This window comes from Streptomyces sp. NBC_00299 (assembly GCF_036173045.1).
GTDB lineage: Bacteria > Actinomycetota > Actinomycetes > Streptomycetales > Streptomycetaceae > Streptomyces > Streptomyces machairae.
The window spans coordinates 3,785,003-3,797,186 of sequence record NZ_CP108039.1 but is presented as its reverse complement, the minus strand read 5'-3'; the positions used below and the strand labels follow the sequence as shown (position 1 = coordinate 3,797,186).

At 69.8% G+C, this 12,184-nt stretch carries 12 protein-coding genes; 7 read left to right on the top strand and 5 right to left on the bottom strand.

All coding sequences use genetic code 11. The annotated features are described in order from the left end of the window. Positions 1 to 145 precede the first annotated feature (145 nt). Together OHT51_RS16535 and OHT51_RS16530 are read right to left on the bottom strand one after the other, a co-directional pair. Positions 146 to 1,480, bottom strand: coding sequence for a polysialyltransferase family glycosyltransferase (locus OHT51_RS16535; RefSeq protein ID WP_328879715.1), 1,335 nt, complete (start codon positions 1,478 to 1,480; stop codon positions 146 to 148). Beyond that, positions 1,477 to 2,454 (bottom strand): glycosyltransferase family 2 protein, encoded by a 978-nt coding sequence (locus OHT51_RS16530; RefSeq protein ID WP_328879714.1) that lies wholly within the window; start codon positions 2,452 to 2,454, stop codon positions 1,477 to 1,479. Before OHT51_RS16530 ends, OHT51_RS16535 begins: the two co-directional genes overlap by 4 nt. A 198-nt stretch (positions 2,455 to 2,652) precedes the next feature. Here OHT51_RS16530 and OHT51_RS16525 point away from each other — a divergent pair, with 198 nt between their 5' ends. From OHT51_RS16525 to OHT51_RS16510, 4 genes are all read left to right on the top strand, one after another. After that, on the top strand, positions 2,653 to 3,966 hold the full coding sequence (locus OHT51_RS16525; RefSeq protein ID WP_328879713.1) for a DUF6716 putative glycosyltransferase: 1,314 nt from the start codon (positions 2,653 to 2,655) through the stop codon (positions 3,964 to 3,966). Positions 3,967 to 4,031: 65 nt separating this feature from the next. After that, complete coding sequence (locus OHT51_RS16520; protein WP_328879712.1) at positions 4,032 to 5,330, top strand: N-acylneuraminate cytidylyltransferase; 1,299 nt, start codon at positions 4,032 to 4,034, stop codon at positions 5,328 to 5,330. Positions 5,331 to 5,343: 13 nt separating this feature from the next. Continuing rightward, positions 5,344 to 6,282, top strand: a complete 939-nt coding sequence (locus OHT51_RS16515) for an N-acetylneuraminate synthase family protein (protein ID WP_328879711.1) — start codon at positions 5,344 to 5,346, stop codon at positions 6,280 to 6,282. Between the two features lie 163 nt (positions 6,283 to 6,445). Beyond that, positions 6,446 to 7,516 carry a hypothetical protein gene (locus OHT51_RS16510; RefSeq protein ID WP_328884342.1) on the top strand — a complete coding sequence of 357 codons (1,071 nt, stop codon included), beginning with the start codon at positions 6,446 to 6,448 and terminating at the stop codon, positions 7,514 to 7,516. On the opposite strand, the gene OHT51_RS16505 is transcribed toward OHT51_RS16510, so the two are convergent. After that, positions 7,517 to 7,711 carry a DUF397 domain-containing protein gene (locus OHT51_RS16505; RefSeq protein WP_328879710.1) on the bottom strand — a complete coding sequence of 65 codons (195 nt, stop codon included), beginning with the start codon at positions 7,709 to 7,711 and terminating at the stop codon, positions 7,517 to 7,519. Positions 7,712 to 7,719: 8 nt separating this feature from the next. Continuing rightward, the gene (locus tag OHT51_RS16500; protein WP_328884341.1) at positions 7,720 to 8,574 is read right to left on the bottom strand and encodes a helix-turn-helix domain-containing protein; all 855 of its coding nucleotides are present in this window, start codon (positions 8,572 to 8,574) and stop codon (positions 7,720 to 7,722) included. A 227-nt stretch (positions 8,575 to 8,801) separates the two neighbouring features. Between OHT51_RS16500 and OHT51_RS16495 the strand changes: the two genes are divergently transcribed. After that, the gene (locus OHT51_RS16495; protein ID WP_328879709.1) at positions 8,802 to 9,218 is read left to right on the top strand and encodes an ATP-binding protein; all 417 of its coding nucleotides are present in this window, start codon (positions 8,802 to 8,804) and stop codon (positions 9,216 to 9,218) included. Position 9,219: 1 nt separating this feature from the next. Here OHT51_RS16495 and OHT51_RS16490 read toward each other — a convergent pair whose 3' ends face one another. Next, on the bottom strand, positions 9,220 to 9,909 hold the full coding sequence (locus OHT51_RS16490; RefSeq protein ID WP_328884340.1) for a class I SAM-dependent methyltransferase: 690 nt from the start codon (positions 9,907 to 9,909) through the stop codon (positions 9,220 to 9,222). Positions 9,910 to 10,063: 154 nt separating this feature from the next. Between OHT51_RS16490 and OHT51_RS16485 the strand changes: the two genes are divergently transcribed. Both OHT51_RS16485 and OHT51_RS16480 read left to right on the top strand, forming a co-directional pair. Next, complete coding sequence (locus OHT51_RS16485) at positions 10,064 to 10,381, top strand: hypothetical protein (RefSeq protein ID WP_328879708.1); 318 nt, start codon at positions 10,064 to 10,066, stop codon at positions 10,379 to 10,381. Positions 10,382 to 10,866: 485 nt separating this feature from the next. After that, on the top strand, positions 10,867 to 12,087 hold the full coding sequence (locus tag OHT51_RS16480) for a M20 family metallopeptidase (protein ID WP_328879707.1): 1,221 nt from the start codon (positions 10,867 to 10,869) through the stop codon (positions 12,085 to 12,087). Positions 12,088 to 12,184: the final 97 nt, after the last annotated feature.

Below are 12,184 nucleotides of genomic sequence, written 5' to 3'. Positions count from 1 at the left end.
CCGGCGGACAGCCCGCACCGACCCGCCGGGGAGCGCCACCCCGCGGGGGCACCCATCGCGCTACGGCGCTCTTGCGTCCGGCAGCGGAAGGCGCCCCGTGCCCGAAGGCCCAGGGCGGGGGGTGGGCCAACCCGCCGGCCAGGCCCTAGCGGCGTACCGCTCGCCGCAGGTTGCGGGCCTTTCGGGCCACGCGGCGGACCGTGGCGTTGCGGGGGATGAAGGACAGCTGGGCCGGGAGGCCGCCGGGCAGGGCCAGGGACGTCAGGCGCTTGCGCTTGAAGTAGCGGAGCGTCCGCTCGCTCAGGTTCTTGGACAGGTAGCGCTCCGTCTCCTCGCGCAGCCCCGGCAGGATCTTCGGCTGCATCGCGAAGCCCACCGCACGCACCAGCGCCCCCAGCGCACCGACGTCCATGCTCCGGCGCTGCTCGGTGACCGCGCTACGGTCGCCCAGTTCCGGAAGCAGCGCGTGCACGATCGTGACCGGCACCCGGTTGCTGTTCTCGTACGGCGTCAGCCGCTCCAGCAGCAGCTCGGTGCCCACCTGTGCGACCGGAAGGCCGTACAGCGCGGACGCGGTGAGCAGGGCCGTGGAGAAGCAGCCCACCACCAGCGCGGGCCGCATCCGCTGGTACAGCACCTCGGCGAGAACCGGCGTGTCGAGCACGGTGAGCTCGACGCCGAGCTTCTCCGCCTCCTTCTCCAGGCTGCGGGTGAAACGGGCCGGAGCCGAGGGGTGCGGCTTGAACACCACCTTGTCGTGGCCCAGCCCGGCCGCGCCCTTCAGCATCCGCACATGCAGGTCCTCCTCCTCGTCATCGCTGAGGATGCCGAGCGCGGAGAGGTACTGGCCGAGCAGCAGCGCGGGTTCCTCGATCTCCGGCAGCGCGTCACCGGAAGGGACGAGTTCCGCCAGCACCTTGGTGATGGCCGGAGTCGGCACGATCTCCGCCGGCACACCGAACTCGGTGAGCAGCAGCGGCTTCAGACCGGGCACCAGGTCGAGGTGGAGCACCCGGTCCACGCGGGTGCCGACCAGCGGGTCGATCTTGTTGCGGGTGGGGCCGTAACTCATCAGTCCGTCGGCGTAGACGGTGACCGGCGCGCCGGTGAAGATCTGCGCGATGCCCAGCGACGGGTTGACCTGGATCGACTCCACCGCCAACTCGACGTCGTGCTCGCCGAGTTGCCACTCGTGGCGCAGGAACCTCTCCCACAGCGGCAGGTCGTCCTGCCGGGGCGACCAGCCACCGGGGTGGAAGGGGAAGATCGTCTCGTTGTACGACAGCACGTCGTCGAAGCGCTCACGCAGCCGCTCGAAACCCGGCATCTCGTCGAGGCCGGGCGTCGTCTCGGGCGTGGCGGCGTTGTTGCAGACCAGCAGGATGCGCCGGTCGGCGGGGCGGAAGCAGCCGGAGTCCAGGGCGGTGGCGAGGGTGGCCACGCCGTAGAGGGTGGACGCCTGGAAGATCTGGGTGGTCACGCGGCGACCCCCGCGGGGGCGGGACGGCGACGCAGCCGGCGCAGCCGCGTGGCGCGCTGGATGTCCATGGAGTCCAGCGCCTCGTCCAGGACGTTCTGCGGCATGCGGCGCAGGGCCGCGGCACTCATGGATTTCAGCTTTTTCGCCACCGCGGGCTCGAACCTTTCGATGGATCCCAGATGATGGGAAATGATGGCGCAATAAGTACGCACGGCCTTCGGCAGGAGTTTGTCCGCCTCCGGGTCCTGCGCGGTTTCCTCGATGACCTGGTCGAACGCACGAATGAAATCGAGTTGGCGCACATCACCGATCTGGGTGAGCGACGAGGCGACACCACGCCGGTAGAAGACGCCGAGCAGGCTCACCGCGGCGAAGGAATCCGCCTCCCGGTGCAGCTTCCAGATCCACGGCCGGTCCTCGGCCGTACGCAGCCCGTCGGTGAAGTGCAGCACCCCCTTGTCGACCAGCCGGCGGTGGTAGATCCCCGCCCAGGCGTACGCGTAGTCGACGGAGGTGGAACGGTCGGCGGGCAGGATCGCCTCGCGCGGATTCATCACGACGTTCCGGCGCCCGTGCGGCACCCGGTGCACGGCGCGCGCCCGGGCCGTGCACTGGACGTGGTCGGTGCGCAGGAAGTCGCAGCCCAACTCCTCGATCGCGGTGACCAGCCGGGGGTAGTAGCCGGGGGCGAGCCAGTCGTCGCCGTCCAGGAACGTCAGGTACTCGCCGCGCGCGCGGTCGATACCGGTGTTGCGCGCGGTCGCCAGTCCCCCGTTCTTCTCGTGTCTGACATGTACCGCGCCTGGCAACTCGCGTTCCGCGCGCGCGAGGATCTCTGGCGTCCCGTCGCGCGAGCAGTCGTCGACGAGAATGAATTCGAAGTCCTCACGTGCGTTCGCACGCAGGCTCCTCAGGGTGTCGGGCGCGTATTGCTGCACGTTGTAGAACGGCACGATGACGGAGAGCTTGACCACGCAATGGACGTTAGGACGAAGCCCGTCATTCGTCTTGACGATCGCCTTGAATCGAGGTGAACGACGTGTGGCGAAGCCGTGAACCGGGCTTTTTTACAGCCCGTTCCCGGCTCGATTCGCCGTTCGTCGATGTGCTGTTAACCGTCTGTTGCATTCTGGTTGGGCAGAACCTCGAAAAGGCTTCCTAGCGTCTTCGGTGTGCCAGCAAGTGCGACGAAGACCCGACGAGTTGCCGTCCTCGCAGATTCCGATACCCGGTGGAAATGGGGCGCGCTCACCGCGAACCGTATCTCCCCGGAGGATTCGGACATCCGTCTGGACGGATTCCTCCTGCGTGGCCGGGCCACCCCCACCGCCCGCCAGCTCCAGGAGGTGGGCGTCCACGCCGACTCCCTCCGTGAGGTGAGCGCCGTCGAGTTCCTGCGCACCATGGCGCAGGAGTCGTACGACGTCCTGGTCCTCGCCCTCGTCGGCGGGGGCGTACAGGCCATGCTGCACGGCCTCGAGCGGGTCTGGGAAGGGCAGCCCCAGCGGCCCGTGATCGTCACCGGCTACGTCGGTGTCGTCTACGAGAAGCTCGCCGACGGCCTGCTCCTGCGGCACGGCGCGGACCTCGTCCTCGCCAACTCCCGCCAGGACGCCGAGCGTTTCCGCGCGGTGTACGACGGGGTCGGCGCCGACTCCTCGGCGGTGACCGAGGTCGCCCTGCCGTTCCTCGGCGGCGCGCCCTACCCCGGCGAGCACGACCCGTACACGGTCGTCTTCGCCGCCCAGCCCTCCGTGCCGGACAGCCGCAAGGACCGTACGTACCTGCTGAACCGGCTCATCCAGCACGCCCGCAGGCACCCCGAGCGCGAGGTGCTGCTCAAACTGCGCTCCAAGCCGGGCGAACACACCACGCACATCGAGGAGTTGCCGTACCAGAAGCTGGTCCAGCGGCTCGACCCGCCGGCCAACTTCAAACTGGTGTACGGGAACATGGGCGAGGTCCTCGACCGCACCGACCTGCTGGTCACGATCAGCTCCACGGCGGCGCTGGAATCGCTGCACCGCCGTATCCCCACCGTCGTCCTCAGCGACCTCGGCGTGCGCGAGGTGCTCGGCAACCACCACTTCGTGGGCTCCGGCTGCCTCGCCTCCTGGGACCAGCTGGACGACGGGCACAGCCCGACGCCCGACGAGGAATGGGTGTCCCGGCAGGGCGTCTGCGCCGACGGCTCGTACGCCACCGCCTTCGACGCGGCCCGCGAGCGCATCACCAAGCTGCTGGAACGTCCGGGCGGTCTGCCCGCCCTCACGCCGTACTACACGCCGGCCACCGCGCCCGGCTATCTGCCCGGCATCCTCGCCCGCCACCACCTCGGCCCGGACGGCAGCCCGCTGCCCGGCGCCCCCGCCCACGACAGGGAGCCCGGCCCCGTCCGGCAGATCGTGCGCCGGGCGGCGCGCGGCGCCTACCGGCACGGCGTGCAGCGCGTGGCCCCCGTCATCCGGCGGATGGGGGAGCTGTGAGCGACCCGACCGGGGCGCCGGGACGCGCCCCGAAGCCTTTGCAAGGAGCCCAAGGAGTGGAGCCCATGTCCAACCCGGAAGCAGGTCAAGGCACCTCGGTGCCCAGGGTGCTCGCCGTGATCCCCGCGCGCGGCGGCTCCAAGGGCGTGCCCGCGAAGAACCTCATGCCCGTCGGCGGTGTACCGCTGGTGTCGCGTGCCGTGCGTGAGTGCCGGGCCTCGCGGCTCGTCACGGACGTCGTCGTCTCCACCGACGACCAGGGCATCGCGGCCGCCGCCCGCCAGGCCGGCGCCGAGGTCGTGCTGCGCCCCGCCGCCATCGCCGGCGACACCGCCACCTCCGAGGCCGCCGTCCTGCACGCCATGGACGCCCACGAGGCGCTGCACGGCTCGCCGGTGGACGTGGTCCTGCTCGTGCAGTGCACCAGCCCGTTCATCATCCGCGAGGACCTCGACGGCGTCGTCAAGGCGATCGTCGCCAACGGTGCCGACACGGCCCTGACCGTCGCGCCCTTCCACGGCTTCGTATGGCGCCACGGCGACGACGAGCCGGCCGCCCTGCGCACCGAGCGCGAGGCCGCCGAGGGCGGCACCGACACCGTCACCACCCGCACCACCACCAGCGGCGGCTACGGCGTCAACCACGACAAGTCCTTCCGCCCGCGCCGCCAGGACCGCCCCCAGGACTTCCTGGAGACCGGCGCCGCCTACGCGATGGACGCCGCCGGCTTCCGCGAGCACAAGCACCGCTTCTTCGGTCGCACCGAACTCGTGCGCACCGACCCCGCCCGGGTCCTGGAGATCGACGATCCCCACGACCTGGCCCGCGCCCGCGCGCTGGCCCCGCTGTTCGACGCGGACCGGCCCGGCGCACTCCCGACCGCCGACGACATCGACGCGGTCGTACTGGACTTCGACGGCACCCAGACAGACGACAGGGTGCTGATCGATGCCGATGGAAAGGAGTTCGTCTCCGTGCACCGCGGAGACGGCCTCGGCATCGGAGCCCTGCGCAAGAGCGGGCTCAAGATGCTCATCCTCTCCACGGAGCAGAACCCGGTCGTCGCCGCCCGCGCACGGAAGCTGCAGATTCCCGTGCTGCACGGCATCGACCGGAAGGACCTCGCACTCAAGCAGTGGTGCGAGGAGCAGGGCATCGCGCCTGAGCGCGTGCTCTACGTCGGCAACGACGTCAACGACCTCCCGTGCTTCGCCCTCGTGGGCTGGCCCGTGGCGGTCGCGAGCGCCCACGACGTCGTGCGCGGCGCCGCACGCGCGGTCACCACCACCCCCGGTGGCGACGGCGCAATCCGAGAGATCGCCAGCTGGATCCTCGGCCCCTCTCTCGATTCCCTCACCAAGTAAGGACATGTCTGCCATGAGCACCTACTCCCGCCTGCGCAACTTCGGTTCGCGTGAAGTCGGCCCCGGCAAGCCCGTCTACATCTGCGGCGAGATCGGCATCAACCACAACGGTGAGCTGGAGAACGCCTTCAAGCTCATCGACGTGGCCGCCGAGGCCGGCTGTGACGCCGTGAAGTTCCAGAAGCGCACGCCGGAGATCTGCACCCCGCGCGACCAGTGGGACATCGAGCGCGACACCCCCTGGGGCCGGATGACCTACATCGACTACCGCCACCGCGTGGAGTTCGGTGAGGACGAGTACCGCCAGATCGACGAGTACTGCAAGTCCAAGAACATCGACTGGTTCGCCTCCCCGTGGGACACCGAGGCCGTCGCCTTCCTGGAGAAGTTCGACATCCCGGCCCACAAGGTCGCGTCCGCGTCCCTCACGGACGACGAGCTGCTGAAGGCGCTGCGCGCCACCGGCCGCGCCGTCATCCTCTCCACCGGCATGTCGACGCCGAAGCAGATCCGCCACGCGGTCGAGGTCCTCGGCTCCGAGAACATCGTCATGTGCCACGCCACCTCGACGTACCCGGCGAAGGCCGAGGAGCTCAACCTCCGCGTGATCAACACGCTGGAGAAGGAGTTCCCGAACGTCCCGATCGGCTACTCCGGCCACGAGACGGGCCTGCAGACCACGCTGGCCGCGGTCGCCCTCGGCGCCGTCTTCGTCGAGCGTCACATCACCCTGGACCGCGCGATGTGGGGTTCGGACCAGGCCGCCTCGGTCGAGCCGCAGGGCCTGGTGCGCCTCGTCCGCGACATCCGCACCATCGAGGCCTCCCTCGGTGACGGCGTCAAGAAGGTCTACGACTCCGAGCTGGGCCCGATGAAGAAGCTGCGCCGCGTCTCCGGTGTGGTCGCCGAGGCGGAGATCGCCGCGGCGGCGGGCGAGCCGGTTTCGGTCTGACCCGGAACGCCCCGAGTTCGAATGCGCGCCGATGTCCGAGTGCCCCCGACCAGGGGCGCTCGGGCTCGGCGCCCTTCGAGCTTCCCGACCACGAGCAGCGCGAGCTGCACGAGCTGAATACGAGCGCCGCATGAGCGCCTTACGACGGGACGGTCGTACGTCGATGAGCCCCCGCGCCGGGAACACCGGCCCCCACACTCTCGCCTTCGTCGAGAGCCCGGTACAGCTCCTTAATGTGCTGGAGTGGGCGCACGCCCGCCGGCATGCCGTCGGCACGGGACTCACCCTCGTCGTCCTGTCCCCGATCGACCCCATGACCCGCGGCCAGCTGCGCCGGATGGCCGAACTGGCGCGCGAGGAGGGGCACGCGGTCCGCTGGGAGGAGGCGCGGGGCGGCCCGGCGGCTCCGTTCCAGACGATCGGCGGCCTGGCGGGCCTGCTGCGCCGTGCCGACCGGATCGTCCTGGGCGACCCCTTCTCCCGCTACGTACAACTCCTGCTGACCATCACCAAGGCCCGTGACATCGTCGTCGTCGACGACGGCACGGCGACCATGGAGTTCGTCGCCCAACTCGCCCGCGGCGAGCGCCTGGTCCGCTGGCACCGCAAGGGCGGCCGCCCCGGCCCCCGCGACCTGGTCTTCGCGCCGGTGTCGTCCGCGGCCCGCAAGCGTCTGACGCCGAGCGAGCGCCGCAAGGTCGAGATCTTCTCCTCCATGCCGATGGAGGAGACACCGGCCGGCGTGACGGTCACCGCCAACACCTTCGCGTGGACCCGCGACCGCTTCGGCCCGCCGCGCATCACCAAGGGCGCGGACATGGTGGGCACGTCGCTGGTCGAAACGGGCGTGGTCGACGGCGACCGCTACCTCGAAGCCGTCCGCTCCCTGGCCAAGGCCCACGGCGCCACGCGTTACTTCGCCCACCGCCGCGAGAGCGCGGAGAAGTTGCACCGGCTGGCGGTGGAGACGGGGTTGGAGGTCGTACGCCCCGACCTCCCCCTGGAGCTGATCGCCCGCCGTGGCCCCATCGGCCGTACGATCCTGAGCTTCCCGTCGACGGTCGTCCACACCTTGCCGCTGGCGCTGTCGGGGACCGAGGTCCGGGTGGCGGTGTGCGACATCGACCCGGCGTGGCTGACGGAGAACGCGTCGCCGCGGGCGCAGGGGTTCTTGTCGGGGGTTACGGGGACGGCGCGGGATGTGCACCGGTTGTCGGCGGTTACGGCTGTGTGATCAGGGGGTTGAAGGGGCCTTCAGGGCTTCGATGAAGGGGGTGAAGGCCTCGGCGGGGACCGTGAGGGTTCCGTGGGCCGGGGCCTTTGAGTCGCGGATGGCTATGTGGGTGGGGGAGGCGGCGATCTCCACACAGTTGTTGCCGTCGCCGCCGCCGGAGTAGGACGACTTGCGCCAGGTGTCAGGGGTGGTCACGGTGTGCCTCACAGTTCCTTGGCCAGGTCGTGGATGAAGTCACGCGACCTCATGGGGTCGAGCGATACCGCTTCTACCCTACGGAAGACTGTTCGAAAGACGCTGAGCTGAGCTTCGGAGTCGATGAACGCCGTGCCATGCGGTGCGTCTCGCACGGCTGTGTCCAGCCTGGGGACTGTGCCGCCGGCCAGCATCATGGTGCCCCATGTCCCGCCGAAGCCATCGAGGTCGAAGGGGACGACACGTACTGTGATGTGACCGGCTTCCGAGAGTTCCAGGACGCGGCTCAGCTGGTCTCGGGCGATGGCGCGGTCGCCGACCCGGACGCGCAGTGCTGCCTCATGGATGATTGCCTTGTACGGGATCGGGGCGGGACCTTCGAGGACCACCCTGCGTTGCATCCGGTGCCGGACGCGCAGTTCCAGGTCCTCGCCCGAGAGCTCGGGGACTCTGGAGGAGAAGGCGGCGTGTGCGTAAGCCTCGGTCTGAAGCAAGCCGGGGATGAGCAAGAACTCCACGTCGTCGCGGTAGGTGGCGTGGTGCTCCAACTCTGAGATGTCCAAGAAGGGCGTGGGCAGAAGGCCTCGGTATTCCTCCCACCAGCCGCGCGTCCGATCCGTTGCCATCGCTGCGAGGGCATCGATCAACTCCGCATCTGTGCAGGCGTAGTTGGAGGCCAGTCGACGCAGGCGCTTCTCGCTCACGCCGCTGAGAGCCGACTCGATCTGATTGATCTGCGTGGAGCTCACCCCGAGCAGGGCCGCCGCCTCGCGGCCCGTGAGGCCTGCCGCGTCACGAAGCCTGCGCAGTTCGACGCCCAAGCGCACCTGACGTGCTGTCTGCTCGCGCCTCAACCCCGCCATTTTCAGCTCACCCCGGTTTAACACGCCTGCATACACGACTCGTTCGGGGGCCAGGTTACGCGATTGGCTTGCTGAACCTGTAAATCCAGGTCTACCGTCGGTGACGCGACGCACACCCTGCGGAACCCCGGGACCCCGGAAGCGCACCACTCCGTCCTGCCACGACGGCTGCGGCACTGCCACCGCCCGCCGACCGCACCCCCACACCACCGAACCGGAGCTGCCGCATGCCCGAAACCGAGTCCGAGTCCGAGCCCTGGGAGTACTCCCTCTACATCCCGAACGACGTCCGAGCCGTCACGGTGTCCCGCCGCACCCTCCGCCTGATCCTCACCATGCACGGCCTGATCAGCCTCGTCGACGTCGCCGAACTGCTCGCCACGGAGCTGGTGTCCAACGCCGTACGCCACACGAAGGGCCCCGCCGCCCTGCGGGTGCGCTGGGCAGCGGGCGTGCTGCGGATCGGGGCCTGGGATGCCGATCCCGAGCCGCCCGAACCGCCAGGGCCGTTGGATGACCCGGCCGAGCTGGAGGACGGGCGCGGCCTCGCCCTCGTCCGGGCCTGCTCCGACCTGTGGGGATGGCAGCCTCTGTCCCGGCACGGCAACCGGGGCAAATACGTGTGGTGCGAACTGGCCAGGTAGGTCACGACTGCTTGCGGGCCAGAACGAACGCGCGGGGGCGTACCTCCCCGTCGACCGGTTCGCGCAGCACGCGGGCCTGAGCCGGCAGGTCCGCCTTGGCCAGGTGGGCGGCGACCGCCTCCGGGGTGCGCCAGTAGTAGTCGAGCGCGATCTCCTGGCCGAAGCGCTCCGCGAGGTGGAGGTGCTCCTCGTCGCCGTCGGGGCTGCCGGACTGGAACCCGAGGAGTACGTGCCCGCCGGGGACCAGAACGCGGTGGAACTCGGCGAACGTGGCGGCGAGATGCTCGGTCGGGATGTGGATGACCGAGTACAGCGCGATGATCCCGCCCAGTGTCTCGTCCGGGAGGTCGAGGGAGGTCATCGAGCCCACGTGGAACCGTAGTTCGGGGTGCGCGCGGCGGGCCAGGGCGACCATGCGGGGGGAGATGTCGACGCCGAAGACCGGGAGGCCGAGGACGTTGAGGTGGGCCGTGACGGAGCCGGGGCCGCTGCCGAGGTCGGCGACGGGGGCCGGGATGCGCTCGCGGGCCAGTTCGGCGAAGGCGGTGATCAGGGAGCGGTCGAGTGGGTGGCTGTCGGCCGGCCAGTCGGGGAAGCGGTCCGTGTAGGCGAGGGCTATCGCGTCGTACGAGGCCCGGGTGGCCTCGATGAAGTCGGCGTACTCGGAGTTCTCGGGGGCCTGGGGGCTCACCGGGATCTGCGGTATCTGGGGCTCGTCGGCGCTCACGGCGCACACCCTAGCCCCGGCTTTCCCGTTCCCTCTTTGATCTCATTTCGTTCATCTGCATCGCGTGCACTGACCACGACACGCGTGCACCAACCACGCTGGGGGCGCAATGAGACACATGACGGCCGATGCCCGCGACATCATGGTCACAGCGCAGGAGGTCGCCAGGCTTCGAGATGCGGTGCAGCTCGAAGTCAGGGATGTCGCGTTGGCCGCGCTGTTCCACCACTTCCTTCGCGCGTCGGCGGAAGTGGAGGGCCCAGCGGATCTGTCGTTCTCACCGGAGCAACTGCCGATGGCCGATGAGCTGCGGGAAATCATGACTGCCGGAGAGGGCGACCTCCGGAATCTTGACCTTGTCGAACTGGCGCGCCGGGACGAGTCCGGACTCTCCGATTATTTGGCGCCTGTGTGGCGCGCGATGACGGACCGCTGACGCTCCTCGCCCTGCTCTGCCAAGGTGTGGCTGGCGTACGACGTCATGGTGGCCGACATCCGGTCCCGCATGACCGAGGCGCGCCTCACCGGGGTCGAACATGGCGATCGCCGGCTCCCTCGCCGCGTTCGGCATGCCCGCCAGGGCCCGGCGCGCCCACCCGCGTCCGGAACATCAGGCCCAAATCGCCTCCGGTCCGCGACGGCGACACCGTGCCCCCGAGCCGGCACATCTCAGGACGCGGGCTCCGACAGATGAACAGAACCGACGGGACGCGGCTGAACGTGGTATCCGTGGAGGAGGGTGAGATCCTCACTCTCCGTCGATTTCATGATCGACTCGACGGAGTTGGGCGAGTTTACCCACCCAAACCGATCCCTACGCGTCGGGCGGCCAGATTTTCTTCCCCAAACGGGTTGAACTTTTGTTGATCGAGGGTCAGTTGGCCACCTCGGCGTCCTACCCTTCAGAGGGTGAACCAACAGATGTCCCCAGAGTCCGAGGCCGATCACCCAGGGGAAGCCGTCCTCCCCGGCACCTTGCCGGAGGCGCTCCGTGCCGAACTCATCGAGTTCCGGCGCGACTTGCACATGCACCCGGAGCTCGGCAACCAGGAGTTCCGTACGACCGCCGCGATCAAGGGCCGCCTGGAGAAGGCCGGCCTGAGGCCCCGCGTACTCGACTCCGGAACCGGGCTCGTCTGTGACATCGGGGAGTGGGACGGCGAGCGCCCCATGCTCGCCCTGCGCGCCGACATCGACGGCCTGCCCATCCCGGACACGAAGAGTGAGTGCTCGTATCGCTCGACCGTGCCCGACCGGGCGCACGCCTGCGGGCACGACGTGCACACCACCGTGGTGCTGGGCACCGGCCTGGTCCTGGCCGAGCTGCACCGGCGCGGGCAGCTGCCCCGCCCCGTCCGCCTCCTCTTCCAGCCCGCCGAGGAGGTCCTCCCCGGCGGCGCCCTCGACGCCATCAAGTGCGGGGTGCTCGAAGGGGTCGGCCGGTTCCTCGCCCTGCACTGCGACCCCAAGGTGGACGCCGGGAAGCTCGGCCTGCGGGTGGGCCCCATCACCTCCGCCTGCGACCGGCTGGAAATCGCCCTGGACGGGCCCGGCGGGCACACGGCCCGCCCCCATCTGACGACCGACCTCGTCACCGCCGCCGCCCGGGTGGTCACCGACGTGCCCGCTGTCGTCTCCCGGCGCACTGACGCCCGCAGCGGCCTGTCCGTGACCTGGGGCCGGATCGAGTCCGGCCACGCGCCCAACGTCATCCCGCAGCATGCCGAGCTCTCCGGCACCGTGCGCTGCCTGGATCTCGACACCTGGCGGCAGGCGCCCGATCTCGTCGTCGCCGCCATCGACGAGGTCGCCAATCTGCACCGCGCCAAGTCGGAGATCAACTATGTCCGCGGCGTCCCGCCCGTCGTCAACGACGAGGACTCGACCGAGCTGCTGCGCGCCGCCATGACCGCCCGCCGTGGCGCCGACTCCGTCGAGAGCACCGAGCAGAGCCTCGGCGGGGAGGACTTCTCCTGGTACCTGGAGCACGTGCCCGGCGCCATGGCCCGACTGGGAGTCCGTGTGCCCGGTGACCGGATCGGGCGCGACCTGCACCAAGGCGACTTCGACGTGGACGAGTCCGCCATCAAGGTGGGCGTGGAGCTGTTCACGGCGGCAGCACTGCTCGACGCCGCGGGTTAGGCGTGGCCCAACCGCCGTAAGGGGCTCCGGGCGCGTGGTGGCTGGTCGCGCCCGCGTGGCGGAGCCGCATGTCGACACCGTCCCGCGGCCCCTCTGT